Source organism: uncultured Roseibium sp., assembly GCF_963675095.2.
Lineage (GTDB): Bacteria > Pseudomonadota > Alphaproteobacteria > Rhizobiales > Stappiaceae > Roseibium.
The window spans coordinates 87,940-114,261 of sequence record NZ_CAXXSJ010000048.1 but is presented as its reverse complement, the minus strand read 5'-3'; the positions used below and the strand labels follow the sequence as shown (position 1 = coordinate 114,261).

Sequence of the window (26,322 nt, the reverse complement as noted above, 5' to 3'; positions counted from 1 at the left end):
GCGCAGGGCGATCATCAGCGCGCCATGGCCTCCCATGGAATGGCCGGTAATGCCATGACGGCCTGTCAACGGCAGCCGGTCGTCCAGCAGGGTCCGCAATTCGCCGATGACGTAGTCATACATCCTGAAATGCGTATTCCAGGGCGCCTTGGTCGCATTCACATAAAACCCGGCCCCCTGCCCGAGATCATAAGCCTCGTCATCCGCAACCCCCTCACCGCGAGGACTGGTGTCCGGGAAGACCAGCGCCAGACCATGCCCGGCGGCATGGGCCTGGAGTCCGGCTTTGGTCATCGCGTTTTCATGGGTACAGGTCAGTCCGGACAGGTACCACAGGCACGGAACCGGTCCATCCTCGGCCTGCGGGGGCAGGAAGACAGCGAAGGTCATGTCGACACCGCAGACCTCCGATCTGTGCCGATAGACCGTCTGTACTCCGCCGAAACACCGATTTTCAGAGACGATTTCCATTCCTGGCCCGTCCTCAGTAAAGCACGACGGAGCGGATCGACTCGCCGGCGTGCATCAGGTCGAAGCCCTTGTTGATGTCTTCCAGCGGCATGGTGTGGGTGATCATCGGATCGATCTCGATCTTGCCGTCCATGTACCAGTCGACGATCTTCGGCACATCGGTGCGACCGCGCGCACCGCCGAAGGCCGTGCCGCGCCAGGACCGGCCGGTGACCAGCTGGAACGGACGGGTGGAGATCTCCGCACCCGCCGCAGCGACACCGATGATGATGGATTCGCCCCAGCCCTTGTGAGCGCACTCGAGCGCGGTCCGCATCACGCCGACATTGCCGGTGGCGTCGAAGGTGTAGTCGGCCCCGCCCTTGGTCAGGTTGACCAGATAAGGCACCAGGTCGCCCTCGACCTCCTTCGGGTTGACGAAGTCGGTCATGCCGAAACGTTCCGCCATCGCCTTCTTGTCCGGGTTCAGGTCGACACCGACGATCTGGTCCGCACCCGCAAGGCGCAGGCCCTGGATCACGTTGAGGCCGATGCCGCCCAGGCCGAAAACGACCGCGCGCGACCCGATTTCCACCTTGGCGGTGTTGATCACGGCACCAATGCCCGTGGTCACGCCGCAGCCGATGTAGCAGACCTTGTCGAACGGTGCGTCCTCACGGATCTTCGCCAGCGCGATCTCCGGCACCACCGTGTAGTTGGAGAAGGTCGAGGTGCCCATGTAGTGCAGGATCGGGTCGCCATCGAGCGTGGTAAAGCGTGAGGAGCCGTCCGGCATCAGGCCCTGGCCCTGGGTGACGCGGATCGACTGGCACAGGTTGGTCTTCGGGTTGAGGCAGTATTCGCAGGTCCGGCATTCGGGCGTGTAGAGCGGAATGACGTGGTCGCCCGGCTTCAGGGTCGTGACACCCGGGCCGACTTCCACGACGACACCGGCACCTTCATGGCCGAGGATCGCCGGAAACAGACCTTCCGGGTCCGCACCCGAAAGCGTGAACTCATCAGTATGACAGATACCTGTGGCCTTTATTTCAACCAGGACTTCAAAAGCCTTGGGGCCTTCCAGGTTGACGGTCGTCACTTCGAGCGGCTTGCCTGCTGCAACTGCGATGGCTGCACGTGTCTGCATAAAACAGTCTCCACATTGTCCCGGATCCGCCATCATTTCACGCACGGGCGGACGTTATCCTTCGACTATAAGTGGACGGACTCCTCGAGCAATTGCGACCTTAGTGTGTGTTTTTCGACATGGACAAAACTTCGAGACCAGATAACCTTTCAGACTGGGAGGTATGTCATCATGCGGAAATATTTATACGCACCGTTTTTAATACTTACGTCTGTATTCCTGGCCGCGAATTCTTCGCACTTCGCCGAAGCGGCCACATTCGACGACCCGACATGGCCCTGCCAGCAACGGAAGGTTGAGAAGCTCTCTCTTGCGCTGATGTGGCCCATCCCCCTGCCGGACAATGCCGATAGCGGGAACCAGGCCGAATTACCGCCGGATGCGCAGGAACTTGCCGGCAAGCTCGAGCTCAGGCGCGTTTCCCTGGAAGATGCTGACAAGCTCGTTGCGGCCTTTGTTAAAGATCATCCGGATGTGACGGCGGACCTCATGGGCAAAATCTTCGCCGACGTCTTCGACCGCCTCGGCAAGACCCGGCACAAGATCATCACCGGCATCGGACGCTATTCCGAGAAGCAAATCGTGCTGTCGGAGAAAATCGATGCGACCCGGAGCAAAATGGACGCTCTGATGGCCGCGAGCGAACCGGACTTCGACAAGGTCGACAAGCTGGAAGAGGAACTCGACTGGGACCAGAGGGTTTACGAGGACCGCTCCAGATCGCTGACATATGTCTGCGAGACGCCGGTCCTGATCGAAAAGCGGCTTTATGCACTGGCCCAGATCCTGATGAAGCACGCGCCCGAATAAACCGCGCCGAAAGGCCGAACCGGCTTGGGACGTTACTCCCACTCAAGTTCGGTATAGGCCTCCGTCGCATTCCGCGTATTGAAGAGATCGAACAGCTCCCACGCATCCGTTTCGCTCTTCCCCACATGATTGACGGCCTCGCCGAGCCGCTCTCCATTCTCCAACGCCTGACGCGTATCGGCTTCCAGCACGCCCAGATACCGGCGCATGGGCATCAGTGCCTCCTCCATGGTCAGAACCGGCCCGCCATGACCTGGCACGATCCGGGAAGGTTTCAGGTCCGGCAACAACTCCAGAACGCGAAGCCAGCCTTTCAATGATCCGTCGAGCGCCGGCATGTGCCGGTGAAAAATGAGATCGCCGGCAAACAGCGTGCCCGTCGCCGAATCCATAACCGTGAGATCCGTCGTCGTATGCGCTGCCGGCCAGATATTGAGCGTCAGCACCCGACCTCCAAGGTCGATCTCCTGGGGAGCCGTTTCAGGCCGGACCGGCCAGGTCCCCAGAAAGCCACGCCGGCCGATCAGGTCCTCAAATCCGGTCAGATAGGACTGTTCCCGATCCAGAAGTGCACGATGCAGATCCGGATGACCGTCGACTTTCGCCCCCGTCTCCGCAAAGACAGAAGCGCCGAATATGTGATCCGGATGAACATGGGTCAGGATCACATGGCTGATCGGCAGAGAACTGCGCTGGCGGATCGCCCTGTAAAGCGCCTCTCCGACGGCCCGAGAGCCCCCGGTATCGATAACAGCAATCGAGGTTTCCCCGATGATCACACCGATATTGGACACATCACCGAGATTGGCCGGATCGGCTTCGGCAATCCTGCCGAGATGGACGAAGATATTATCCGCGATCTCCGTCAGCTGAAGGCCGTCGGCCATCGGTCGACAATGGGTTTCCCGGAAAACGAGCCCGTCGGCCATCTGCATCCGGTTCCGGATAGTGTCGCCCGTAAGCACCGCCTCACAGTCTGCGCGCGCACTCGTTTCGAAACCCGGCGCGAGTTGCTGCCGGCATATGTCCGGTTCCGTCATGAGACAGAGGGTGACGACAATCTCGAACATGGATCGATGGGATCCCGCGCAGTTCCGGACCCATGCCCATCGGGGCAATCCGGTTTTCAGGGTCCGGCCACGATCCCAATCCCGATCCCGTCAGGCAATACATCCTAAAGGCTCGGTTCGTGGGGATGACGTTACGTGATATCATTTCCGTTCCTGGGGATCGCGAAACAGGGCGCTGACTTGATATGACGGCTCTTCAAAAATTCACATTCCGCTCAGGGACGCTCTTCGCCCTGGCAGTCGCTTTACCGCTGGCAATGCCTTCGGTCGTCGAGCAGGCAAATGCGGCAGAGGAAACCGAACAGGGCAATCCCCTCACAGACAAAGGTAGCTGGATGGACCTGCGCGCTGACATCGTCGGCGACAAGGATCCGGCAAGAGCCGACGGGATTGTCGATCTTGCTGCCCCCTACCGAGCCCATGACGCGGCAACGGTTCCGATCAGCATAAAGCAGCCAGGGCCAACAGCTCCTGCAATTGACAGCGTCAAGCTGGTCATCGACGAAAACCCGGCGCCGGTTGCCGCTGAAATGACCTTCGGGCCGGCCATGCACCCGCTCGATCTCGAGCTGCGTGTCCGCGTCAATCAATATTCCAACGTGCGTCTGATCGCCCATACCGCGGAAGGGCCGGTGATGACCGGGCGTTTCGTCAAGGCATCCGGCGGCTGTTCGGCGCCGGCCACGAAAGATCCGGAGGTTGCCCTGTCAACCATGGGTCAGATCCGGGTCAAATACTTCACCCCGGCAAACGAGTCGGCGAGCACACGCCGCGAAGCCCAGCTCATGATCCGGCATCCAAATTATTCCGGCCTGCAGCGCAACCAGATGACCCAGCTGTTCATCCCCTCTCATTTCGTCGACCAGATCGAGGTAAAGCAGGGCGACGAACTGCTGTTTACCGTCAATGGCGGCATTTCCCTTTCGGAAAATCCGGTCATCCGCTTTGCCTACACGGACAACGGCGCAAAGGCGCTCAACGTCCGCGTGGAGGACACGGAAGGCAATGTCTGGAACAAAACCATCCCGAAGGAACCGGCAAGCTAAAGTCACCCCAGACCTGGCTCGGGAACGGTATCGTCCGTGTTCACGTGACTTTGCTCTAGAAACAGAGGATATCCGCTTCGGCCTGGGCCCGGCGCACGCTCGCGACCAGCTCCTTTGCCATCGCCGTCGTACGGAAGATGGACATGCGCTCACCGCCCACTTGCTGCAGCGAAAGAACGGTCTCCGCTTCCACGTATTTGTCGTAAGGGACGATGGACGCAATCACGTCGATCGAGCAGGCGCAGCGGCGAAGCACATCGCTGCTTCGCCCGTTTGTCGCCATGCACCCGAACACGTAGTCGGCCCGGGCTTCCGTGGGGTAGTCGTTAAGCCGGTCGGCAGCGCTTTGCGCCTGCGCCTGACCGGTCGCACAGACCGCAAGTACGATGAGCGCGGTCAGGATTACAGCGCGCATTTTTCGCACTCCTTCTGTCCGCCAGAGATGGAAGCAAGATCGGTTGATTTACGGCCGCTCACTGCAAAGCCTCCGATGAGGCAAGCACGATCGAGCTTGAATAAACCGGCACTTCGCCCTTTTGGGCCGTGTCCGCGCCCTTTTCCCCTCCGGTTTCCGCCTTTAGCTCGTAATACCAGCCGGGCACCTGGTCCGACATGGTGATCGTCAGCGCAAGGTCCTCAAAGCCACGCATTCTATCCCGATTGGGATCGCCTTCGAACGGATACAAGGTGACCGAGCGCGCCGGGATGTCATGTCCGTTGACCCGGATGGTCTCTTCGCGGATCGGTACCTTTTTCACCAGCGCCGCTTTGACCCGGTTGCGAATATAGTACGGGCTGCCGCCCGCTGTGCTCGCCATATCCCTGATAACGGTTTCGACAAAATACATGATCATCGGATTGCCGACCGTCGCCGGAAAAGACCCGAGGGTGCGGTGCTTGTCTCCCTGCCTGAATTGCAGTTCGGCCATTTCATCCGGCCCGAAACTCAGGCTGATGGTTCCGCTCTCCCGGGCGGAAAGCTCCTTGTTGTCCCGGGCAGAAACCTGGCGCTCATAATCGAGAACCGACGTCCGGGAAACACCATCGAGCGTGCCCATCTTGAAAAGTAGGTCGTAGACCTCGGCAGCAAAGCCCGGCGCCGTCATTCCGACGAGGACCAGCCAGGCCACGAACAGACCGAGGGCCTGTTTCCGCCTCACCTGAAATCGAACCATGGCTTCCTCCCAGTGCCATTACCGGACCGTCTCTCGGACCTTGATGATCCGGGCCGCCCCTGATGAAAGCCTATCCGGCTCTCCCGGTCTGTCACTGCAGACTTTTGTCTGCGTTTTGCCGCACATTTACACCTGCGCCAGCCGACGCGTCTTCCAGTCGATGAGCGGACGCAGCCGGGACAATTTCACCGGCTTGGTCAAGACCGTGAAATTATGACGCCGGCTGTCCTCCGTCAGTGTCTCCTCCCGGCTGGCGGTAATCATGATGGCCGGAACCTCCGTGCCTGTTTCCTGCCGGACGGCCAGGATCGTCTTGATCCCGTTATCGTCCCCATCAAGCTGGTAGTCGGCCAGAATAATGTCAGGCGCCATGCCGATTTCACGGACCTGCTCCAGGGCCTCATCGGTAGACGCGGCGGTCAGAACGCTGCCGCCCCAGCTTTCGATTTTCCGGGCGGTTGCAAACAACACGTCCGGATTGTTTTCGATGATCAGGACGATCAGATCCATATCTTCAGGCAGGGCATGCGGGTCATCGGTCTCCCGGCTGCCTTGCTGATCCAGAGCGGCGACAACGGGAAGCGTGATCGAGAAAACGGACCCCGTGCCCGGTTCGGATTGCACGACCACCTGATGTCCCAGCCGGCGGCAGGCGCGATCGACAATGGACAGACCAAGCCCCATCCCGAAGCCGCCTCCATTCGACGATGCTCTTGTGAATTCAGAAAAAATCCGCTGCTGATCCTCCATGGAGATACCGACCCCGGTGTCCCAGACCTCCAGGACCACTTCCGCGCCTTTCCGGCGGCACCCGGCCAACACACGCCCTTTCTCGGTATACTGGATGGCATTGACCACCAGGTTCTGGAGCGAGCGCAACAGGTAGCGCTGGTCGCTTGAAACCCAGAGACTGCAGGGAACGACGTCGAGGCGGATATCCTTTTCCTCCGCCAGCTGCGTGTAGTCTTCCTTGACTGAATTCAGCAGGTCGCCGATGCAGAAGCTGGTAACGGTCATTTCCGTCCCGGTCGATTCCAACCGTGAAATATCGAGCAGCGCATGAAGCAGGGATTCGATCGAGTTGAAGGACCGTTCCAGACGCAACACATTGTCGGCCAGGGGCGTATCCTGAGCGCCTTCGCTCATGGTCGAGATCAGCAGCTTTGCCGCATTGATTGGCTGTAGCAGGTCGTGACTGGCAGCGGCGAAAAACTTCGTCTTCGACGACATCGCCTCCTCGGCCTGTTCCTTCGCAAGCCGCAACTGTTCGTCGACGATTGCCTGCTCTTCATTCTGCCGGCGCAAGCGCTCGTTCGCCTGGGTCAGTTCCAGTGTCCGCTCCCGGACCCGCTGTTCAAGCAAAGCCGTCGTCTGCGTTTCAGCGGTAATGTCCATCACATTCATGATGAACCCCCGGTCGGGCAGGCCATGAACCCGAATGTTCAGTATGTCGCCACTGATATGGCGCACCTTCTTCTCCAGCCCCTGTCCGGCGCGAACGGTCGCCACCCAATTGTCGAGTTCCTCTCCCGGCGTCATGCTCTCCAGGAGCTTGTGCTTGACGATAAATTCCAGGGTCTGGTTGAAGGCCGTTCCCTTGCGCACGAGAGACATCGGCAGCCGGAGAAGCTCCCGGAAACGCTCGTTATGGATGAGCAATGTGCCTTCGGCGGAAAAGGTACACACGCCCTGTGTCATATGATCGAATGCGCCTTGCAGAAAGACCGCCTGTTCGTCGATCAACCGGTCCTTTTCCAGACGGTTTTGCCGGACGATGCTGGTGATCTCGGTCGAAAGAAGCACGATCTTGCTCGACGACGCTGTTTTATGAGTGATCTGAAACCAACGGTCGTTTCGCAGGCCCACAACGGACGGATAGGTCGTGTTGATGCCGTTCCCCGACCGGACGGACCTCCGGTCCGCCCCGTTTTCCGACGTCGCGCGGGAAACCACGTCCTTGCTCAACCGCAGGGCCTCGAAATAGTCGCCGATATCCAGACCCGCGAGGATTCCTTCGGCGATGTCGGGCACCATGGCCTTGAACTGGTCGTTGCAGATTTCCAGCCTGCCTTCGGTGAAGAGCGCAAAGCCGCCTTCCATCGAATCCAGCGCATCCGCGAGATTGCGTTCGGTCTGCTCGCGCGCGTATTCGGCAATCTTCAGCTGGCTGCTGGCACGGCCGAGCGTATCGAGCGCCTTTTCCAGATCCCTGGTCTTTTCCCAGACCTCGCCTTGCAGGGTGATGGCCGACTGGAACAGGGAATAGGCCGAACTGCCCACGTCGTGCTCCCGGCTGGCACGCTGGATGAGCGCCTCGATGATCTTTTCCTGACGCTCGACCTGCTGTTCCAGAGGTTCGCTCGGATCGATCAAAACAACATGTCCCCTGTCGGCGGATAAAACGCCACACCCACGAAAGTCTGGTTCACATGAACACCGAGATGCTGTTCGCCGTAGGTGTTGAAGCCGAAGACACGATGCTTACACAGGACATCGGATGCATCTTCGACCAGGTCGTTCTGTTCGATTTCAAGCCGTCTCAGGTAACAATCGAAGCCGAGGATGAAATCCGGGCTGTCTCCCTTGCTGCACCTGACATCGAGACCGGTTTCCAGCGTTTCCAGGATCTCTGTGCCCTGTCCAAGGGTCAGGACCAGCCCGTCATCGATTGCCGACAGGAACCAGAGACCGCCATTGTCGGCAACCTGCTGGATGGCGCGCACATGCCAGCTCTTTCCGTTGCGGACGAGCACCGGATTTTCGGCAAAGACCTTCGGCGACAACTCCGAAACCTGGCACCCCACGTAGCGTGCATATTCGCGAGCTGCCGGCGCACCGTTGATTTCCACAACGAGGCGCTCCTCAGGAATGGCCCTCGTCACCACCATGCGCTTGGACGTCGGCAGGAAATGGTCGAAACCGAGAGCCCGGAAGCACAGATCCGTTTCCAGAAGCAAGAGGAGTGCCGCATCGCTATGGGCCTCTCCCTCATGCAGCACAAAGGTCTCGTCGAAAGCCAGACCGTGTCCGGCGGATCCTCCGAAGACCGGGACATCGCCCAGCCCCGCGTTCAATGCGGCAACGAGCAGATCTTCCTGCTTGGACAGGCCGTCGGCAAAAACGAGCGCAACCCGTTTCCAGTTGGCAGTGTGCGGAAACCGGGACGCCAGCATGCGGGCCTGGGTGGCCGTCCGTTCGATGGAGGCACGCCGCAGCGGCTTGATCAGGGTTGACGAGCACCGGAAATGCCGCCTCGGGAAGGCGATCATCATCAGGGCCTCGTTTTCATAACCCTGGGTCGTGATCTGCCCGGCCGTAGAGCAGCCGAAAACGGTGGTCGACGGCAGCAGGCTCGCCATTTCCCGCGCGACCGCGGCCGGCTCGAGATGATCGGGGACGAAGACCAGAACAAAACACGTCGCATGGGTGGCAAAGCCCATGGACGCTTCGCGAACGGCCTCTTCCGGGGTTCTCGCATGAGATACCCCGACCTTGGCCGTGAGTGGCTGGCCGGACTTGTTGAGCGGCAGGATGTTCATTGCGGCCCGCCTAGCTCAACAATGCCCGGGCGTCGCCATTCGAAAGTTGGGCTCCGCCGTCCAGGCTCGCGCTTTTGACCAGGATGGCCGCTTGTGTCCGGTTGTTGACGCCAAGGCGGCGCAGCAGGGCCGTGATATGCGCCTTGACCGTGGCCTCCGCAAGCGACAGTTCGTAGGCGATCTGCTTGTTCGGCTTACCCGCGCAGATCAGTTTCATGATCCGGTTCTGCTGCGGCGTCAGATCCGCAATCTTGTGCGCGATCTGCTGGACGGTCGGATCAGACTGGTTCAGGCGCTTCGGCAGCGCATAGCCCGGCGGCAGGAACCGGCGGCCTTCCCGGATCTCCATCAGCGCCTGCTGAAACACCTTGTGCGACGCATCTTTCGGAATGAAGCCGGCCGCACCCGCCGTCATGAGTGTCGCAACGGTTTCTTCCGAAGATTCCGCGGATATCATGAGGACCGGAACATCGGGCAAGCGGTCTTTGACCTTCAGAATGCCGCTGAGACCGGTGACGTCCGGAAGTTTCAGATCCAGCATCACCAGGTCCGGCTGAAACCGCGCACCCACAAGGCGCAGCCCTTCCTTTAGCGACGTGGCCTTCTTGACCGATCTGGACCGAAAGAGTTTTTCCAACGTTGCCGCAAGTGCATCGCAATATAACGGGTGGTCATCGATTACTAAAATCGATTTAATAACCACGTGTTCTTGCGGATCGCATTTTTTGCTCATCCGTCTGCCTCCTCCCAAGAGGAGATAACAGTAACAATCAGAAGCAAGCCTGCGCAAGACAACGACAATCAATAATGCCCGATCGAAATAATAATTGATCTCAACATTACGACTTAAGTATCGATTTCCGCGCAACCATCGGCCGTATTTGCCGGATTTCATCAGCATATACGCTCCGAAGAGGAGCACCCTGAAGCTCTCCGGCCCGGACAAAGATCAAACTTTCGAAGGAATCATAGCTTCTTGTCTCCGCCCTGGGCAGGATCGCATCATTCCCCCCGAAACCCGTTTTTTGCAGAGTATGCATCTGCTTCGCGATATCGATGAACGGTACCGTCCGGCTCAATCCCTAATAATGCCGAGACTTTTAAACCTCGAGCACGATCGCCCCTGTCGTGCGGCCGGCCTCGAGTTCGCGGTGAACCTCGGCGACACTTTCCAACGGCGCGACCTGCGGCTCAGGGATCGTCAGGAATCCCTGATCGATGGCCTCAAACAGCCGCTCTGCCTGCAGGGTCATCATCGCCCGGTCGGCGATGTAGTGGCCGTAGTTGGGCCGCGACAGGGTCATGGACTTGCTCGCCATCGGACCGATTTCGCGCGGGCCGATGTCGCCGGAGGCTTGGCCGAAGGATACGAGGTGGCCGCGGATGGCAAGGGCTGCGACCGAGGCATCGAAACTGTCGCGGCCGATGGCATCGAAAATGACGTCCGCGCCGCCGTCCGCCGGTCAATTGCCTGACCCGGTCAATGAACTCCGCACCGCGACCGATAACGACCTCGCTCGCGCCATTCGCCTCGGCGACCCTGGCCTTCTCATGATCCGACACAGTCCCGATCACCCGCGCGCCCAGAGCGGTCGCCCATTGGGTGATCAGGGTACCGACCACCGCCGGCAGCGGCATGGACGACGACCCATTCGCCCCGTTCGACGGCATGGACGTCATGAAGCAGAAACCCGGCAGTCACCCCCTTGAGCAAACCGGCGGCCGCATGGGCGGTATCGAGCCAGTCAGGAATGCGCACCACAAGGTCGGCGCCCATCGTTCGAACGGAGGCATAGGCCCCGGTTGGCGGACAGGCATAGGCCACCCGGTCGCCGGGCGCGAGGTGGGTCACGCCGGGTCCGACGCTTTCAATGACACCGGCCGCCTCCATGCCCGGAACGCCCGGCAACGACACCAGGTCGAAATAGCCGGTCCGGCAATAGATATCGATGAAATTGACCCCGATATGGGCCTGCCGGATCCGCACCTCACCGGGTCCCGGCTGCGACACGTCGATCTCGCGCAGGGACAGCACCTCGGGACCGCCATACTGGTCCATCACCACCGCGCGGGCCTGCAGACTGTCCGTTCCCTGAACAACCGATGCGGACGAGGTCTGCGGGCTCCGCGCTTCGGTCCGATCCTTCGTCGGCTCATACGGGCGTTGGTTATCCGGAGCGCGGGCGACACGCAGGACACCGTCACCGCCGCCTTCCGGCCCTTCGCGCAACCGCCGTTCAAGGGCGCGCATGCCGGCAAGGTAGATGTCGTTTGCGACCAGAGCTTTCAGTTCCCTCGCGCGCTCTGCCGGCGGATTGAATTCGCTTTCCCACTGCCAGAACGTGGCGCCGGTATCGGTGACCGGCTTGAGACGGATGGTCGCCACATAGTCATAGAGCGGCAGCGGGGATTCGATCAGGCAGTAGCTGAGTTCGTGGGTGTCGTCATCGAGGCTCAGGAGCTGCTCACGCAGAAAGCCGCCGTCCTGGAGGGTGAAGGCGCGCACACGCACCGACGCTGTCCGCAGGCAGGCCGTTCTCGATCTCGCTCTCGGCAATTGCCGGATGCCAGTCCCAATGGCTGTTGAAGTCCCTCAGCCAGCGCCAGACCTCCTCGATCGGGACGTCGACGATCGCACTCTCACAGACGCGCGCCACGGCCATGCCCCCGGAAGCTGGCGGGCTGACAAGCGATCCGCCATTGTCATCGTCCGCCGAAGGATTGCTTGAGCGCGTTGAAGGCGGTCTGGAACACGCCCTTGCCGATCTGCTCGATCAACGCCTGCTCCCGCTCCGGCGCACATTCGAAATCCGCCTGCCACTGGGCGAAGGTGACATTGCCGTCGGTCACCGGCCGTCAGCGACAGTTTGGCGATGTAGTCCTCGACGCCCATGGGGCTTTCCAGGATCGAGTATGTGCAGCTCATGTCGTAGTCCGACAGGGCCAGCAGCTGTTCGCGGATCTTTCCCCCGTCGGTCAGGGTGAAGTTGCGGATGCACCCCACCTTGTCCGACGGGCAGGCCCTGTTCGATCCGGCTTTCGGCAACGAAGGGCGTCCACTGCCGGCAGGCCGTTGAAATCCCGCACGCGCCGCCAGACATTGGCGGCCGGCGCAGGGATGACGCTGGAGACATAGACGCGGGTCATGTCCGCCCCCGCCTGCTGCAACCGGTCATGGCGGCTTTAGCGGTCGCGGTCACGGTCGTCGTCATCGTTCGAAGCGTCCTTTCCCTTCCCCGACTTGCCCGAAGCCTTGTCCACCAGAGAAGCCATGTCCTTGGCGTCCCTGAGAACGTCGGTCATGCGTCCCATGGACCCGCCCTCGATGCCGATCTCCTTCATCAGGTTGTCGATCATCGGCGCCTGGACCCGGTAGCGAAGCGCGGAGTCGATCACCTCGTCGGTAACGTTCTTGCGGTTGCCGTCATGCCCGTTCATGCCGTCGACATGGAGGATCTTGATGCCCTCGATTTTCTCCATCGGACGAACGCTCTCACGGACGATGCCTTCAAGCCGTTCAAGCAGCTTCTCGCGGATGCGGGCCTGGCGCGCATCTTCCGACAGGGCGTTCTCGCTCTCGTTGAGAGCGCGCTGGCCGTCGGCATCGACCTTGTAGCGCTCGCTGGCGGCAAGGGCGGCGATCTTCTCCGCTTCCGCCTTGGCAAGGGCTGCGATCTTCTGTGCCTCGGCCAGGCTTTTGGCCGCTTTCATTTCCGCGTCGGCACGGCCAGTCACCTTCAGCGTCTCCCTTGCGACCTCGCGTTCGGTGGCGATCCGCTCGGTCAGGCTGCGCCGTTCGGCAACTTCCTTCTCGCGCACCGTGAGCGCCTGTTCCTCGGCCTGCACGGCCTTGGACCGGACCGCTGCAGCCGCGGCCAATGCGGACGACCTCTCCTGGGATTTCTGGGCCAGTTCCACCGCCTTCTCGATCTCGGCGATCTCGACGGCGCGGTCGCGATTGACCCGGGCGGTGGAGATTTCGCGCTCGTTGACGATGCGCGCCTCGGCGACAGCCCGTTCCGTGGCAAGACGCGCGCGTTCCACCTCCTCGGACATGGCAAGTTCGGCTTCCTCGAAGGCCTGGCGCTTGGCGATCTGCAGCCCGTCGAGACGGCGTTCCCGCTCGATCCGGACTTCGTCGAGGGCCCGTTCCTGGGCGACCCGCTCCGCCTCGGTCATCTGGTTCTGGACGATCTCGTTGCGCTGCTTCTCTGCCTCGGCCTTGGCGACCTCGACCGCCTTTTCCGCTATGGCGATCTGGCGTTCGAGCGCATGGATCTCGATTGCCTTCTCGCTGGCGATCTCCCGTTCCCGGCGTTCCAGGTCCCGTGCGATCCGGACCTTTTCGATTTCGAGTTCAAGCGTGATCTGCTCGCGTTCGGTCTGTTCGCGGCTCTTGATTTCCGCCTCGTCGATCGCCCTGCGGCGCGCGATTTCCCGGCGCTGGGTCTCTTCTTCCGACTTGATGCGTTCGTCGGTGATCGACCGTTCCTGGGCCAGGCGCGCCTTTTCGACCGCCTCGCGGGAGGCGAGCTGCGCCTGCTCGCTTTCCTGTTCCTTCAGGGCACGTTCGCGCACCAGTTCGGCCCGCTGCGCCGCGCGCCGGATTTCAAGCTCCCGTTCCTGTTCGAGCCGGGCATATTCCTGGTCCCGGTCGATGTCGAAGACCTGCTTCTGGGCGGCCAGGTTCTGGGTCCGGATCTCCACCAGCGTCCGCTGCTCGATCTCGTTGCGCATCTTGCGCCGCGCCTCGATGGACTCGGTGATCTGGGTCAGACCTTCGGCGTCGAATGCATTGGACGGATCGAAGAACTCCAGGCCGGTCTGGTCCAGGTCGGCGATCGCGACCGCATCCAGCTCAAGACCGTTGCGTGCGAGCGCCTGGGAGGCAACTTCCCGCACCGCTTCGGCATATTCGCCGCGCTGCTCGTGCATTTCCTCCAGGGTCATGCGGGCGGCAACGGTGCGCATGGCTGCGGCGAACTTGCCTTCGAGCAGAGAGATGAGCCCGTCTTCCTGCATGGTCCGGCTGCCGAGCGTCTGGGCGGCGGCTGCCGACCGCCGCCTTCGACGAGCCGACCTGGACGAAGAACTCCGCGATGATGTCGACGCGCATGCGATTGCGGGTGATCAGCGCCTGTTCGTCGCGGCGCGGTACCTCGATGCGCATGACGTTCATGTTCACCGGTGTGATCTCGTGCAGCACCGGGATGACGAAGGCGCCGCCGTTGACGACCACCTTTTCGCCAAGGAAACCGGTTCGAACGAACGCCACTTCCTTGGTCGAGCGCCTGTAGAGCCATCTGAGTATGTAGACGGCCACCACGATTGCGATGACGACCACCACCAGCCAGATCAGCATCTGACCAATCATTTCGCCTGACATGTGTTTTCCTCCCTTCATGCGATGGTTCGGGCCGTCCGGTCTCAGAACGTCACCGCCTTGAATTTCTTTGTCTGTTCGGTCAGTGCGGTTTCCGTCGGCAGCCGCTCCATCGAGGAGGCGCCGTAAAAACCGTGACAGTTCGTGGTTTCGGTTGAGCATGTAGGCCGCGTCCTCCGGTGAGGACACAGGACCGCCGTGCACGAGGATGATCGCGTCCTTGTTGACCTTCAGCGCTGCCTCTGACCACTCGTCGACAAGTGCCGGGCACTGCTCCAGCTTGAGGGACGTCTCCGCTCCGATCGAGCCGCCGGTCGTCAGCCCGAGATGGCAGACGATGATATCGGCGCCGGCCCTTTGCCATTGCCGTCGCGTCGTCCGGCGAGAAGACATAAGGCGTCGTCCAGCAGGTCCAGCTCGCGGGCCATGCGGATCACGTCCACTTCCTGGGCGTAGGACATGCCCGTCTCCTCCAGATTGGCCCGGAAGGTGCCATCGATCAGGCCGACGGTCGGGAAAGTTCTGGATGCCCGCGAAGCCCATGTCCTTGAGCTGTCTGAGGAAGGGCTCGAACACGCAGAACGGATCGGTGCCGTTCACCCCGGCAAGCACCGGTGTCTTCGTGACGACAGGCAGGATCTCATGGGCCATTTCGACCACGATGTCGTTGGCATTGCCGTAGGCGAGCAGGCCCGACAGGGAGCCTCGGCCGGCCATCCGGTACCGGCCGGAATTGTAGATGACGATCAGGTCGATGCCGCCGGCCTCTTCGCACTTGGCCGACAGGCCGGTGCCCGCACCGCCGCCGACGATCGGCACCCGGTCGCGCTTCATCTGCTGGAATTTCTCGACCAGTTCCTTGCGTTCAAATCTGGGCACTAGGCGGACCTCCTGACCGGACCGGCGACCGCTGCAAACGCGCTGACGAGCGCGTCTGAGAATGCCGGATCGTTGATGTTTGCGTTTACGCGAATGATTTGGCGCGCGCGCAGTCTGGCGCACCGTTGCTTCAATGGCGTCGAACAGCGCCTTGTCGGCAGCCGGATCGAAGAAGGCGCCGCCCGGCTTGTCCAGGATCGACACGCCGCCTTCAGGAATGAGGAAGCGGACCGGACCTTCCATCTGGTTGATCCGCTCGCCGATCCATTCGCCGAAGGCGCGGTTCTCCTCGGGCGTCGTGCGCATCAGGGTCACGGACGGATTGTGAATGACGAATTTTCGGCTGTTGAACTTTTCAGGCACCGTGTCGCGCGGACCGAAATTGACCATGTCGAGCGCCCCGCAGGATCCGACCCACGGCAGCCCGGTCGCGATTGCCGCGCCGAAACGGTCCCGGTCGCAGGGGAACACCCCGCCGACGATCATATCGGCGACTTCTGTGGTGGTGATGTCGAGAAAGCCCGTCAGCAGTCCGGAAGACCCGAGCGTTTCCATCGCCTTGCCGCCGGTGCCGGTCGCGTGGAAGACGAGGCAGTCGTAATCCTGCTCCAGAGATTTCTGCACGGCCTGAACGCAGGTCGTTGTTACGCCGAACATGGTGATGCCGACGGTCGGGCGGGCCTTGGCCCGCGATGCCGCCATGTCCTCGCCGCTCGGCAGGCGCGCGACCATACCGGCGAGCGCGTGGGCTGCGTTGGCGAGCACCCGTTCGGAGATCAGGTTGAGCCCCTGAACATCGGTCACCGAATGGAACATGTTGATGTCGGAGGCGCCGACATAGGCGCGCGTGTCGCCGGACGCGACGGTGGAGACCATCACTTTCGGAATACCGATGGGCAGCGCTCGCATGCCGGCGGTCGCAATAGACGTGCCGCCGGATCCGCCTGCGGAAATCAGGCCGCCGACGCCGCGCTGGGCGGCCATAAAACGCGCAAAAGCCTCGGCCATGGCGGCGACCGATGCGCCCCGGTCGTCACTGAACACCGCCGTGGATCCAAGCGGATGATAACCGGCCACCTGGAGCGGCGTGACATCGGCGCGCGACGGCTTTTGAGAGGTGGAAAGATCAATGGTGCGGACCGGGATTCCGAGCTTCTTGATACAATCGCGCAGGTAGCCCAGTTCCTGGCCCTTGGTGTCGAAGGTGCCGGCGATATAGGCGGTCTTGCCGATCCGCTCCGAATAGGGGATCTGGAAGACTTTCTTGCCGACATCCTCAGCTTGTCCGCCGCGCGCGCCGACCATTTCCTCGCGCAGGCTGGTCGCCGGCAGGTTCCAGCGGTTCGGCATTTGCGTGACGGTCCGGATGGCGCCGGAGGAAGACGGTGCACCACTCCCCTCACCACGTTCGACCACATAGACGTCGGCCAACCGCTCGCGCGCGCTTTCGCCGGCCGCCGTCGTGTCTTCCGCCGGTTCAATGTCATCCTCGGCATGGCGCCCGACCCCCAGCAGGCGCTGCTGGAGGTCCCGGTCGGCGGCGAGCACGCTCGCCTCCAGTGTCCGGTTGATCTGGCCGTTGACCATGATCGCCACCGTGTCGGACACGGAGGTCGCGACCCCGATATTCTGCTCGATGACGAGGATCGCCATGTCGCCTTCATGGCCGAGTTGCAGCATCATGTCGGCGACTTGATCGACGATGACCGGGGCAAGCCCTTCGGTCGGTTCGTCCATCACCAGGAGTTTCGGATTGGCAAGCAGCGCGCGCGAGATCGCCAGCATCTGCTGCTCGCCGCCCGACAGTTGAGACCCGCCATTGCCGCGGCGCTCGTAGAGCCGTGGGAAGGTCTGATAGACACGGTCGAGCGTCCAGGCGGCCTCCTCGCCGCCGGTCGCGGCAAGCCGCAGATGTTCGTCGACGCTCAGGCTCGGCCAGACCCGGCGCCCCTGAGGAACGTAAGCAACACCGGCGTTGTGGATCTGGTGCGGTTCGAGGCGCGAGATTTCCCGGCCGTGAAGCCGGATCGAGCCGGAGCGGACCTCCTTGAGCCCGGTGATCGCGTTGCAGAGCGTGGTCTTGCCCATGCCGTTGCGGCCGACGACGCTCATGACGCCCGACGGGAGCGAGAGCGACACGCCCTGCACCACATGAGCCTCGCCGTAATATACGTGTAGGTCGTCGATCTGGAGTGCGGCGCGCGGCTTGTTCTCGGAGGATCTAGCCATGCCCGCCTCCCAGATAGATTTCCTGGACCGTCGGATCGTTCTCGATCTCCTCAGGCGTGCCTTCGGTAAAGAGCCGGCCGTTGTGCATCATGGAGACGTATTCGGAAACGCGCAGCGCCACGTCGAGATCGTGTTCGATGATGATGTAGCCGATGTGCTTCGGCAGGGCGTTGAGGATCTCGATCAGGTCCCGGCGTTCGGTCGGCGACAGGCCGGCGGCCGGCTCATCGAAAAGGATAAAACGCGGCGCACCGGCAAGGGCAAGCGCGATTTCCAGCTGCCGCTGCTGGCCGTGGGACAACATGCCCACCGTGGCGTTTCCGGTCGTCATCGAGATGGACGGCGTGCACGATCGATTCCGCCTGCATCATCGCCCCGTCGGAAGGGCTCGGCCTTAGCAGCGAGAACCGGCGGCGGGAAACGCCGCGGCAGGCGAGATAGACCGATTCCAGCACGGTGAGATTGGTGAAAAGCTGCGAGATCTGGTAGGTGCGGCGCAATCCGCGCCGGATCCGTTCGTGGGCCGCGAGCGTGGTGATGTCCTCGCCGAAAAAGCGGATGGTGCCGCTCGTCGGATTGAAGTCGCCCGTGATCGTGTTGAACAGCGTGGTCTTGCCAGCGCCGTTCGATCCGAGGACCGCGCGCCGTTCCCCGGCCGCGATCCTCATCGAGATGCCGGAGAGGGCCGTCAGGGCGCCGAACTGCCGGCCGACGTCATCCAGTTCCAGCGCATTGGCGCCGGTTCCCTGCAGACGTGATGCGGCGACATTCGTTGCCATGATCAGACCCTCTCCGGTTGGTTTCGCTTACGGGCAGCTCGGGTTTTCGCGGCTGACCGCGCCGAGGGCCAGGAACTCATCCTTCGGAATGCCGAGGGTCTGGTTGACCTGCGGCGTCACCTTGATGAGCTTGTTGACGAGCGTTCCGTCGGCGGCCTCGGACACTTCCGTGAGGAACATGTCGGCAACCGCGTTGCGGTTCTCGTCCAGCGACACCTTGCCGGTCGGGGTTTCGAACTCGAGCTTGGAAAGAGCCTCGCGGAACTTCTTGCCACCGTCGGAGAGATCGCCGTTCACTTCCTGAAGAGCCAGGAGCGCTGCCTTCATGTTGATGTAGTAGGCATGGGCGAAGAGCGACGGAGACGGGAACGCGCCATCCTGCTTCTTGTAAGCGGCCGAGAAGTCCTTCCAGGCCTGGGCGTCATTGGTGTCGGCGGTCGGGCCGGCCGCCGGCGTGCCGATCAGCACGTCGCGCATGCGTCCCTTGGCCGTCAGCACGGTCTGGTCGACGGTGATCGATCCGCCGATGAGCGGCGCCTGACCGCCGGCATCGTTGTACTGGGACAGGAAGTTGACGGCATCCGCACCGCCGAGGGCGACGTAGATCGCATCGACGTCATCCGGAATGGCGGCAATCACCGAGGAATAGTCCTTGTTGCCGATCGGCACCCAGGACTTCGACGGCACGGTACCGCCTGCCTTGCAGAACTCCGCCATGAAGCCGAAGACCTGCGTGTAGGGGAAGGAATAGTCTTCCGCCACGGTCGCGACCTTCTTGTAGCCCTTCTCGTTGAAGGCATAGTTGCCGAGGCCCGCCATCCACTGCGCACCGTCCGTCGAGAAACGGAAGAAGTTTTCCGCCGGATTGCGCAGCGTGGTGTCCTGTGCGGCGGAGCTGCCATTGAGGAAGGTCACATCGGGCTGGGTCTTGGCATAGTCCTTGACGGCGATGCCCTCGTCACCCGAAAGCGGGCCGATGAGAACCTTGACCCCGTCCTGCTCGACCAGCTTGCGGGCAGCCCGCACCGCGCTGTCCGGGGAAGCGTCCGACGAGCCCTTGATGATCTCGATGTCCATACCGGCGACCTTGCCGCCGAATTCGTCAACGGCGGTCAGGGCGCCACGCTCACTGTCCTCACCGAGAACGGTGAAGGCGCCTTCGAACGTGGCGAGCACCCCGATCTTGATGGCGTCTGCCTGGGCCACGGAAAGCGTCGGCGCGGTCAGACCGGTCGCCAGCGCGAGGGCCAGCATTGTACGTCTGTTGATATTCATGCATTCCTCCCTTTCTTTTCAGCTTTGTTCGCGGCCTTTTGAACGACCGCCAATCGTCCCTGCCCGCTTGCGGTTTGAACCGCTCCCACAGGCCGAGAATTCCATCCGGCGAAATGAATACAATCAGAAGAAACACGAGACCGATGAGCGTGTTGAACCGCTCCGCACCGATGATATCGATCGCGAAGGTCTGCATCAGGGTGACGACGACGGCGCCGATGAACGGCCCGATCGGGTGGCGCAGCCCGCCGATGATGGCGATGACCAGAATGTTGATCGATGGCCCGACCGCGATCGTTCCCGGCGAGATCCGACCGTTGAACCAGACGAGCAGGATGCCCGCCGCCCCGGCGATCAGGCCCGCCAGCCACCACGCAAACACCTTGTGCGCGGTGACGTTAAACCCGATGGCGCGCATCCGGCGCGGATTGTCACGGATCGCCTGCAGGGTCAGGCCGAAGGTCGAACGCGCACCGTAGAGGACGGCGACATAGGCAACGACCGCATTGGCGAGACACAGATAGTAGAACGGCACCGCGTCGCGCCAGTAGACGCCGAAGACCTCCGGCGCCCTCAGACCGTTGTAGCCCGGGAAGCCGTTGAACAGCGCGTAGTTCTGCTGGGCGAAGTAGAAGCACGCGGTCCGCCACGGCCAGCGTGATCATGATGGTGTAGATGCCTTCGGTCCGGACCGCGATCCAGCCGATCAGCGCCGACAACAGCGATGCAATCATGATGGCGAGCGGGCCGTAGATCCACCAGGGCCAGCCGAAACCGTAGACGCCGGAATTGTTCTCGCCGAAGATCGCGACCACATAGCCGGCGGCTCCCGCGACCGTGATCTGGGCGAGCGACACCATGCCCCCGTAACCGGCGAGCAGCATCAGCGACAGGGCGATCATGCCCAGGACCAGCGAGTAGCCGCCGATCTGGGTCAGGAAGAAGTCGCTCGCCATGACCGGATAGATCAGCAGGAAGAAGGCCAGCAGGACGTGGCCGATGCCGACCTTCTCGATCCAGCTTCGGGACGCGGTGTGGCTGGCAGCCGGATTGAGGGAAAGATCCGTCACAGCGACCTCCCCATCAGGCCCTGGGGCCGGATTGCCAGCGTGATCACCATGATGACGAAGGTCAGCACCACGCCGTAGGTCGGGAAATAGACGAGCCCGATCTGCTCCGCGAGACCGATGATCAGCGCTCCGATGGCAGCCCCCACGATCGATCCCATGCCGCCGACGATGACCACGACCAGAGAGGCGAGCAGATAGCGGATGTCCTCGCCGGGCGCCACGGAGAGCGCCGAACCGCCGACGACACCGGCCAGGCCCGCAAGCCCCGCCCCAAGCGCGAAGACGATCGCGAAGACGAAGTGAACATTGACGCCGGAGGCCGCCAGCATGTCCCGGTCATCGACGCCGGCCCGGATCATCGATCCGATCCGCGTGCGGTTGATCAGCAGCCACAGGCCGACACCGATTACGATGGCCGAAAGAAGGACGATCAGCCGGTAGAACGGATAGACAAGGAACACTTCCGTACCGTTGGACCGCACCGCCGTGACCACCGGCAGCTTGATCGCACCGCTCAGCCAATGAGGCGTCAGGATCTGGTAGGTGGTACCGCCCCAGTAGGCGAGCATCAGGTCGGCCGCGACCACCGAAATGCCGATGGTGACCAGCGTCTGGCGCAAGTCCTGGCCCTCGAGCCGACGGAAGACGAGGATCTGCATGACCAGACCGACGACCGCCAGAACGAGAAAGCCCGCAGCGACGCCAATGAGCCAGTAACCGGTCCATTCCGCAAATTCATAGCCGATATAGGCGCCGAGCAGATAAAGAGACCCGTGCGCGAGGTTGACGTTGCGCATCAGCCCGAACACCAGCGTGAACCCGCTGGCGACCAGAAAATAGAGGCCGGCGAGCGTCAACCCGTTCAGGATTGCCGACAGGAAAGCCTTCTTGGAGATCAGGATGGCGTTCAGCCAGTCCGGCCACTGGGCGAAGACCATCCAGATAAAGACGGCCGCAACCACGAGCGCGACCAGGCCCCAGGCCTGACGGCGGGTCATGCCCTGGCCCTGGGCAAGCGGATTGTAACGGCTGTCGGGCGTATCAACCATGGTGGATCATGCGGTCAGCCGGCGGCGGGCTTCACTGGCGCGCGGCGCCTTGTGAAACTTGCCGTCCTTCATGATGGCGAGCAGGCGTTCATGGTTCTGCAGAATGCGGACATCTGAGAGCGGATCGCCGTCGACCAGAAGTAAGTCGGCGAGATAGCCCTCCTTGATCATGCCCAGCTCGTTTTCCATGTTCATGATCTGGCCGCCGTATTTCGTCGCGGCCAGGATCGCCTCCATCGGCGAGAAACCGAGCATGTCGACGAATATCTGAAGATCCTTGGCGTTGGTGCCCTGCGGGGTCCAGGCAAAGCCGTAGTCGCCGCCGATACAGATGCGAATGCCCCGGCGATGCATCTTCTTCATGGTGTCGATGCACATCTCCAGTTCCCGCTCGTAAAGCATGGAAACCTCGGACCCGGGCTTGATGCCCCATTGCTCCGCATGGCGTGCCGTGTTGATCAGCCAGGCCATTCCCGGCGCCACGATATGCCGGTCGCGGGCTGCCTCCAGCGCATCGAGCGCTTCCTCGTTGGCAAAGGACGCGTGGTAGATGTTCTGGATGCCATGGCGAATGCACTGCATCACCGACCCGGACGAACGGGCGTGAGCGGACAGCACACGGTTGCGGCAACGCGCCTCGGAGGCGGCCATCGCCACTTCCTCTTCGGCCATGGGCGTTTCTTCCGCGCCCATGCCGGTGATTTCTTCGCCGGAGAGATTGAGCTTGATGGAATCCACGCCGTATTTGATCAGCGTGCGGACCACGCGCCGGACTTCCTCCGGTCCCGAGACGACGATACCGAGGTTCAGCCCTTCGTGGGGGATATGCGACGGCGCGGCATCGCCCAGACCGCCGACCGTGGTGATCTCCGGACCGGCTGCGAGATAACGCGGTCCGGGGAAGCGGCCTTCGTTGATGAAGCGTTTGGCGACCACGTCGAGACGCGGCTTGGCGGCCGCGGCACCCCGGCCCGCGGTAAACCCGGCATCGAGCACCAGCTTCGCCATCTCCATGGTGACGAGCATGTGCTCCTCAAGTTCCATCATCTGGATGGGGTCGATACCGGGCGCATTGTTCCATGACAGGTGCAGGTGGGCATCGATCATGCCGGGCATCAGCGTTGCACCCATGCCGTCGATCACCGTCGCGCCGGAAGATGTCATCGGCTGCGAGAAGCGGGACGATCCCCGCGTGATCTGCTTGATCCGGTTGCCCTGAACGAGAACCTCACCCGAATAGGGCTGTTCGCCGGTGGCATCCAGAATGCGCACATTGGTGAACAGGACGGATCCGCCGCCGTTCAAGCCATTCGTGTAACCAGCCATGTGTTCCTCCCTTGCGCCGTCGGCCCTCCCAAGCTTCCGGCAAACTTCAATTCGCGTCGGTCATGCACTCCCGACGAATTCGGATAACAGCCGCCGGCAGTCGGCCGGCTTCTCGATCGGCGTCCAATGTCCGCAGCCCGGCAGGATCACCGCCTTACTGCGCCCAACCTCGTCCGCCAGTTGATGGGCGACCGAAGGCGGACCAACCGCATCTTCATCGCCCGTGACGACCAGCACCGGCATTTTCAGCGCCTTGGCATCGGCACGGCTCGCACCGGCCAGGGCCTCGCAGGACTTCGCAAATCCTTCCGCGTCCTGGCGCATGTGGCTTTCGCGCACGAAGGCGACCGCCGCCGCGTTGGTTTCGTCGGATCCGGATGCAAGTCCGGCTGATGCCACCTGCTCGGCGACAACGGCCATGCCCTCGTCGCGGGCCAATTGCGCCCTGCCCTTCAGGCGTTCGCGCGCGGCGTCCGCCGGTTCGATGATCGGACCGAAAAGGGTTAGCGTGCGGGCCAGTGCCGGCCGCGCCTGGGCGACATGCTGGGCGATCAGAGACCCGAAGGAATGTCCGACCAGATCCGCTTCCGCGATGCCGAGATCGCTTGCGGCTTTAAGGACCGCGTCGACGAGCAGACGCACGTCGATCGGACCGCGCGGCGTGGCCGACCGTCCGGCACCGGGCAGGTCCGGGCGCACGACGCGCCGTCCCCGGAGTGCCGGCATCAGCGGCTGAAAGGAATTCGACGTGGCGCCGAGCCCGTGGAGCAGGATGATGGCCGGGCCTTCGCCCTCCTGCTCGATGGTCATGCCGGCGGTCATCGTCGTGGTCATGGGCGCCGCTCCGTGACCCGGTTTTCGAGCGTGCCGATGCCGGAGATGTCGATCCGGACCACGTCGCCGTCGCGCAGGTATTTCGGCGGCTTGAAGCCGATGCCGACACCTTCCGGCGTACCTGTGGCGATGATGTCGCCGGGCTTGAGCGTGACGCCTGCTGATATGGTCGCAATAATGGTGGGCACATCGAAGATCAGATCGCGCGTATTGGCGTTCTGGCGCTCTTCGCCATTGACCCACGTCATCACGGCAGTGTCGGAAATATCGATCTCGTCGGCCGTCACCGCGAACGGACCCATCGGGCAGAACGTGTCCTGGGACTTGCCGATCAGCCACTGGCTGTATTTGCCCTGCAGATCGCGAGCCGTCACGTCGTTGACGATCGTGTAGCCCCAGACGTAGTCCATCGCGTCCTCGGCACGGATACCGCGTCCTTCCTTTCCGATGATGACAGCCAATTCCGCCTCGTAATCGATCGCTTCGGAAATCGCCGGATCGATGATGACCGGTGCGCCGGTCGCGACCACTGTCTCGGGAACCTTGGAAAAGATGATCGGGTGCGCAGGCACCTCGCCCTGGGCGGCGGAAGAATCGAAGCCGCTGCGCGAAAATTCGCGGGCATGGGCATGATAATTCTTGCCGACGCAGAAGATATTGCGGGACGGCCGCGGGAATGGCGCTTCAAGCTCGACTTCGGAAAGTGGCAGCGAAGAAAGGGTCTCGAGCGTTGCGAGGTCCTTGCCGACCAGCGCCGCGACGCCGTGCTCGGCCTCATCGACCGAAAGCGCGATCGGGGCAATCGACTGCCCGTCCTCGCTCACGATACCGACACGCCTCTCCCCGGCATGCCTAATCGAGGCTACCCGCATAATCCACTCCTCCCATATGCGCCAATTTAATATTGGCTTATATTTGACATCAGCGTATGAGGACTATTCGGCCCTTGCAAGAGTATTTTTCTTGAATTTATTGAACCAATATGCAGAAAGTTGTCTGAATTGGTTCTCGTTATGTGAACCTTTGAAATAATTGGATCACGTAAAAAGAGACAATATGCCCGTCAGAAAAGCATCTGCACTGGGATCCGATCTGCAGCAACGGCTGGAAAGCGGCGAATGGCAGCCGGGCGAACTGATGCCCAACGAAAGAGCGCTGGCAACCGAGTACGGCGTGGCGCGCAATACGGTGCGCAAGGTCCTCACCCAGATGGCGGAGGAAGGACTGATCGAGCGCCAGGTCGGCCGCGGAACCGTCGTACTGGACCGGCCGGACAACCAGTTCACCGACATCCTGGATCACTTCCTCGACGCCAGCCCGCTGGACATCCTGAACCTGCGGATCTTCATTGAGCCCCACAGCGCTGAGGCGGCAGCCCGCAACGCCTCGTCTTCCGAACTGGATGCCATTATCGAGGCGAACGCGAAATGCGTGGAGGCCATCGATCTCGACCGGCATGAATACTGGGACAGCCAGTTTCACAAGCGGATCCACCAGGCGGCAAACAACGCCTTTCTTACAGACCTGTTCGACCTCCTCTCGATTATCCGCTGCCAGGCGCCGATGATGGAGCTGCGCCGCCGGACCTTTACCGAAGAACGTCGCCTTGCCAATGGACGCGAACACGAGGAAATCCTGATCGCCCTTAAAAACTGGGACGGCAAGGCAGCGGCGCGCGCCATGCGCGACCACCTTATGTCCCGACGCCGCAACTATTTCGGCCAATAGGCCGGTTTCAGGAAATCAGTCCCATGGCCACACAGGCAAAACTCCGCAAGATCGTCTCGACCGCCGGCACGACGCGCGACTTCATCGACATCCTGAAGCGGCTGAGCGGCGCAAGTCCCGCCGACATCCTGGCCGTTCGCCTGATCATCGAACCCCAGGCGGCGGCCTCCGTCGTCTCGAGCGCGACAGGCGCCGACATCAAGCTGATCCGCGAAGCCCACGAGCACGCGGTGAATGCGGATGATCTCGCCAGTTTCGAGCGCTGGGACGCCGAATTGCACAGCCGCATCTATGCCGCCACGCGCAACGAACTTCTGATCAGCCTGAACAACCTTCTCGGCGACATCCGCAACCGCGCTCCCTGGATCCGGCTCAAGAAGAAGGTGATCACCGACGCCAAACGCCGCGAATACTGCGGCCATCACGAGGAAATCGTCGAGGCGATCGCCCGGCGCGATTCCGAAGGCGCCTCGGAAGCCATGAACCGACACCTCACGATCATCATCGAGGATCTGTTCCCTCGCTGATGGTCC

The 26,322-nt window shown here is 62.0% G+C and carries 24 protein-coding genes and 5 pseudogenes; 4 read left to right on the top strand and 25 right to left on the bottom strand.

Translation table 11 applies throughout. From position 1 onward, the window contains the following. Positions 1-471, bottom strand: a 471-nt coding sequence (locus tag ABIN98_RS18125) for an alpha/beta hydrolase-fold protein (protein ID WP_346911971.1), incomplete at its 3' end; no start/stop codon positions are given. Positions 472-484: 13 nt separating this feature from the next. Beyond that, positions 485-1,597: an S-(hydroxymethyl)glutathione dehydrogenase/class III alcohol dehydrogenase gene (locus tag ABIN98_RS18120; protein WP_346911970.1), complete on the bottom strand. Its 1,113-nt coding sequence runs from the start codon at positions 1,595-1,597 to the stop codon at positions 485-487. 171 nt (positions 1,598-1,768) lie between these two features. Here ABIN98_RS18120 and ABIN98_RS18115 point away from each other — a divergent pair, with 171 nt between their 5' ends. Next, complete coding sequence (locus tag ABIN98_RS18115) at positions 1,769-2,407, top strand: hypothetical protein (protein ID WP_346911969.1); 639 nt, start codon at positions 1,769-1,771, stop codon at positions 2,405-2,407. A gap of 32 nt (positions 2,408-2,439) precedes the next feature. Here ABIN98_RS18115 and ABIN98_RS18110 read toward each other — a convergent pair whose 3' ends face one another. Next, the gene (locus ABIN98_RS18110) at positions 2,440-3,477 is read right to left on the bottom strand and encodes a quinoprotein relay system zinc metallohydrolase 2 (protein WP_346911968.1); all 1,038 of its coding nucleotides are present in this window, start codon (positions 3,475-3,477) and stop codon (positions 2,440-2,442) included. Between the two features lie 185 nt (positions 3,478-3,662). Here ABIN98_RS18110 and ABIN98_RS18105 point away from each other — a divergent pair, with 185 nt between their 5' ends. Next, positions 3,663-4,523: a quinoprotein dehydrogenase-associated SoxYZ-like carrier gene (locus ABIN98_RS18105; protein ID WP_346911967.1), complete on the top strand. Its 861-nt coding sequence runs from the start codon at positions 3,663-3,665 to the stop codon at positions 4,521-4,523. 55 nt (positions 4,524-4,578) lie between these two features. Here the strand turns inward: ABIN98_RS18105 and ABIN98_RS18100 are convergent, their stop codons facing one another. The 22 genes and pseudogenes from ABIN98_RS18100 to ABIN98_RS17995 form a co-directional block, all read right to left on the bottom strand. After that, positions 4,579-4,938 (bottom strand): hypothetical protein, encoded by a 360-nt coding sequence (locus ABIN98_RS18100; protein WP_346911966.1) that lies wholly within the window; start codon positions 4,936-4,938, stop codon positions 4,579-4,581. Between the two features lie 58 nt (positions 4,939-4,996). Beyond that, positions 4,997-5,698, bottom strand: coding sequence for a hypothetical protein (locus ABIN98_RS18095; RefSeq protein ID WP_346911965.1), 702 nt, complete (start codon positions 5,696-5,698; stop codon positions 4,997-4,999). A 126-nt stretch (positions 5,699-5,824) separates the two neighbouring features. Beyond that, the gene (locus tag ABIN98_RS18090) at positions 5,825-8,071 is read right to left on the bottom strand and encodes a PAS-domain containing protein (RefSeq protein ID WP_346911964.1); all 2,247 of its coding nucleotides are present in this window, start codon (positions 8,069-8,071) and stop codon (positions 5,825-5,827) included. Next, complete coding sequence (locus tag ABIN98_RS18085) at positions 8,068-9,237, bottom strand: FIST N-terminal domain-containing protein (RefSeq protein ID WP_346911963.1); 1,170 nt, start codon at positions 9,235-9,237, stop codon at positions 8,068-8,070. Before ABIN98_RS18085 ends, ABIN98_RS18090 begins: the two co-directional genes overlap by 4 nt. A 10-nt stretch (positions 9,238-9,247) precedes the next feature. Continuing rightward, complete coding sequence (locus ABIN98_RS18080) at positions 9,248-9,970, bottom strand: response regulator transcription factor (RefSeq protein ID WP_346911976.1); 723 nt, start codon at positions 9,968-9,970, stop codon at positions 9,248-9,250. Positions 9,971-10,337: 367 nt separating this feature from the next. Further along, positions 10,338-10,679, bottom strand: a pseudogene (locus ABIN98_RS18075) (zinc-binding dehydrogenase); the annotation flags it as partial. 70 nt (positions 10,680-10,749) lie between these two features. Further along, a pseudogene (locus ABIN98_RS18070) lies at positions 10,750-10,800 on the bottom strand (hypothetical protein); the annotation flags it as partial. Continuing rightward, positions 10,787-11,749, bottom strand: a complete 963-nt coding sequence (locus ABIN98_RS18065; protein ID WP_346911962.1) for an alcohol dehydrogenase catalytic domain-containing protein — start codon at positions 11,747-11,749, stop codon at positions 10,787-10,789. The pseudogene ABIN98_RS18070 and the gene ABIN98_RS18065, both read right to left, overlap by 14 nt. After that, the gene (locus ABIN98_RS18060; protein WP_346911961.1) at positions 11,703-11,894 is read right to left on the bottom strand and encodes an SRPBCC family protein; all 192 of its coding nucleotides are present in this window, start codon (positions 11,892-11,894) and stop codon (positions 11,703-11,705) included. Before ABIN98_RS18060 ends, ABIN98_RS18065 begins: the two co-directional genes overlap by 47 nt. Before the next feature lie 46 nt (positions 11,895-11,940). Then, positions 11,941-12,087, bottom strand: coding sequence for a hypothetical protein (locus ABIN98_RS18055; RefSeq protein ID WP_394701548.1), 147 nt, complete (start codon positions 12,085-12,087; stop codon positions 11,941-11,943). A 126-nt stretch (positions 12,088-12,213) separates the two neighbouring features. Further along, positions 12,214-12,384 carry an SRPBCC family protein gene (locus ABIN98_RS18050; RefSeq protein WP_394701547.1) on the bottom strand — a complete coding sequence of 57 codons (171 nt, stop codon included), beginning with the start codon at positions 12,382-12,384 and terminating at the stop codon, positions 12,214-12,216. Between the two features lie 36 nt (positions 12,385-12,420). Then, positions 12,421-14,259, bottom strand: coding sequence for a flotillin domain-containing protein (locus ABIN98_RS18045; RefSeq protein WP_346911960.1), 1,839 nt, complete (start codon positions 14,257-14,259; stop codon positions 12,421-12,423). A gap of 405 nt (positions 14,260-14,664) precedes the next feature. Next, positions 14,665-15,499: pseudogene (locus tag ABIN98_RS18040) on the bottom strand (phosphoenolpyruvate hydrolase family protein). Positions 15,500-15,664: 165 nt separating this feature from the next. Continuing rightward, positions 15,665-17,587, bottom strand: a pseudogene (locus tag ABIN98_RS18035) (ABC transporter permease); the annotation flags it as partial. Between the two features lie 133 nt (positions 17,588-17,720). Further along, positions 17,721-18,507 (bottom strand): annotated as a pseudogene (locus ABIN98_RS18030) (ABC transporter ATP-binding protein). A 27-nt stretch (positions 18,508-18,534) separates the two neighbouring features. Then, a complete protein-coding gene (locus ABIN98_RS18025) occupies positions 18,535-19,761 on the bottom strand; it encodes an ABC transporter substrate-binding protein (RefSeq protein ID WP_346911975.1) in 1,227 nt (408 codons plus the stop codon). Then, complete coding sequence (locus ABIN98_RS18020) at positions 19,643-20,317, bottom strand: branched-chain amino acid ABC transporter permease (protein WP_346911959.1); 675 nt, start codon at positions 20,315-20,317, stop codon at positions 19,643-19,645. The genes ABIN98_RS18025 and ABIN98_RS18020 overlap by 119 nt, the downstream gene beginning before the upstream one ends. After that, complete coding sequence (locus ABIN98_RS18015; protein WP_346911958.1) at positions 20,214-20,852, bottom strand: hypothetical protein; 639 nt, start codon at positions 20,850-20,852, stop codon at positions 20,214-20,216. The genes ABIN98_RS18020 and ABIN98_RS18015 overlap by 104 nt, the downstream gene beginning before the upstream one ends. Beyond that, positions 20,849-21,901 carry a branched-chain amino acid ABC transporter permease gene (locus ABIN98_RS18010; protein WP_394701546.1) on the bottom strand — a complete coding sequence of 351 codons (1,053 nt, stop codon included), beginning with the start codon at positions 21,899-21,901 and terminating at the stop codon, positions 20,849-20,851. Before ABIN98_RS18010 ends, ABIN98_RS18015 begins: the two co-directional genes overlap by 4 nt. Before the next feature lie 6 nt (positions 21,902-21,907). After that, positions 21,908-23,227, bottom strand: coding sequence for an amidohydrolase family protein (locus ABIN98_RS18005; protein WP_346911957.1), 1,320 nt, complete (start codon positions 23,225-23,227; stop codon positions 21,908-21,910). A gap of 60 nt (positions 23,228-23,287) precedes the next feature. Continuing rightward, on the bottom strand, positions 23,288-24,061 hold the full coding sequence (locus ABIN98_RS18000; RefSeq protein ID WP_346911956.1) for an alpha/beta fold hydrolase: 774 nt from the start codon (positions 24,059-24,061) through the stop codon (positions 23,288-23,290). Further along, positions 24,058-24,933, bottom strand: coding sequence for a fumarylacetoacetate hydrolase family protein (locus tag ABIN98_RS17995; RefSeq protein WP_346911955.1), 876 nt, complete (start codon positions 24,931-24,933; stop codon positions 24,058-24,060). The genes ABIN98_RS18000 and ABIN98_RS17995 overlap by 4 nt, the downstream gene beginning before the upstream one ends. A 184-nt stretch (positions 24,934-25,117) precedes the next feature. Between ABIN98_RS17995 and ABIN98_RS17990 the strand changes: the two genes are divergently transcribed. Next, positions 25,118-25,789: a GntR family transcriptional regulator gene (locus tag ABIN98_RS17990; protein WP_346911954.1), complete on the top strand. Its 672-nt coding sequence runs from the start codon at positions 25,118-25,120 to the stop codon at positions 25,787-25,789. A 23-nt stretch (positions 25,790-25,812) separates the two neighbouring features. Further along, positions 25,813-26,316, top strand: a complete 504-nt coding sequence (locus tag ABIN98_RS17985) for an FCD domain-containing protein (protein ID WP_346911953.1) — start codon at positions 25,813-25,815, stop codon at positions 26,314-26,316. Positions 26,317-26,322 lie beyond the last annotated feature (6 nt).

Excerpts from the sequence above, each read along its gene's own strand:
- ABIN98_RS18120 (WP_346911970.1), bottom strand. The coding sequence starts at position 1,597 with ATGCAGACACGTGCAGCCATCGCAGTTGCAGCAGGCAAGCCGCTCGAA.
- ABIN98_RS18115 (WP_346911969.1), top strand. The coding sequence starts at position 1,769 with ATGCGGAAATATTTATACGCACCGTTTTTAATACTTACGTCTGTATTC.
- ABIN98_RS18110 (WP_346911968.1), bottom strand. The coding sequence starts at position 3,477 with ATGTTCGAGATTGTCGTCACCCTCTGTCTCATGACGGAACCGGACATA.
- ABIN98_RS18105 (WP_346911967.1), top strand. The coding sequence starts at position 3,663 with ATGACGGCTCTTCAAAAATTCACATTCCGCTCAGGGACGCTCTTCGCC.
- ABIN98_RS18100 (WP_346911966.1), bottom strand. The coding sequence starts at position 4,938 with ATGCGCGCTGTAATCCTGACCGCGCTCATCGTACTTGCGGTCTGTGCG.
- ABIN98_RS18095 (WP_346911965.1), bottom strand. The coding sequence starts at position 5,698 with ATGGTTCGATTTCAGGTGAGGCGGAAACAGGCCCTCGGTCTGTTCGTG.
- ABIN98_RS18085 (WP_346911963.1), bottom strand. The coding sequence starts at position 9,237 with ATGAACATCCTGCCGCTCAACAAGTCCGGCCAGCCACTCACGGCCAAG.
- ABIN98_RS18080 (WP_346911976.1), bottom strand. The coding sequence starts at position 9,970 with ATGAGCAAAAAATGCGATCCGCAAGAACACGTGGTTATTAAATCGATT.
- ABIN98_RS18050 (WP_394701547.1), bottom strand. The coding sequence starts at position 12,384 with ATGACCCGCGTCTATGTCTCCAGCGTCATCCCTGCGCCGGCCGCCAAT.
- ABIN98_RS18045 (WP_346911960.1), bottom strand. The coding sequence starts at position 14,259 with ATGCAGGAAGACGGGCTCATCTCTCTGCTCGAAGGCAAGTTCGCCGCA.
- ABIN98_RS18025 (WP_346911975.1), bottom strand. The coding sequence starts at position 19,761 with ATGCTGGCCCTCGCGCTGGCGACCGGTCTGACCGCGCCGACGCTTTCC.
- ABIN98_RS18010 (WP_394701546.1), bottom strand. The coding sequence starts at position 21,901 with ATGGTTGATACGCCCGACAGCCGTTACAATCCGCTTGCCCAGGGCCAG.
- ABIN98_RS18005 (WP_346911957.1), bottom strand. The coding sequence starts at position 23,227 with ATGGCTGGTTACACGAATGGCTTGAACGGCGGCGGATCCGTCCTGTTC.
- ABIN98_RS18000 (WP_346911956.1), bottom strand. The coding sequence starts at position 24,061 with ATGACCACGACGATGACCGCCGGCATGACCATCGAGCAGGAGGGCGAA.
- ABIN98_RS17995 (WP_346911955.1), bottom strand. The coding sequence starts at position 24,933 with ATGCGGGTAGCCTCGATTAGGCATGCCGGGGAGAGGCGTGTCGGTATC.
- ABIN98_RS17990 (WP_346911954.1), top strand. The coding sequence starts at position 25,118 with ATGCCCGTCAGAAAAGCATCTGCACTGGGATCCGATCTGCAGCAACGG.
- ABIN98_RS17985 (WP_346911953.1), top strand. The coding sequence starts at position 25,813 with ATGGCCACACAGGCAAAACTCCGCAAGATCGTCTCGACCGCCGGCACG.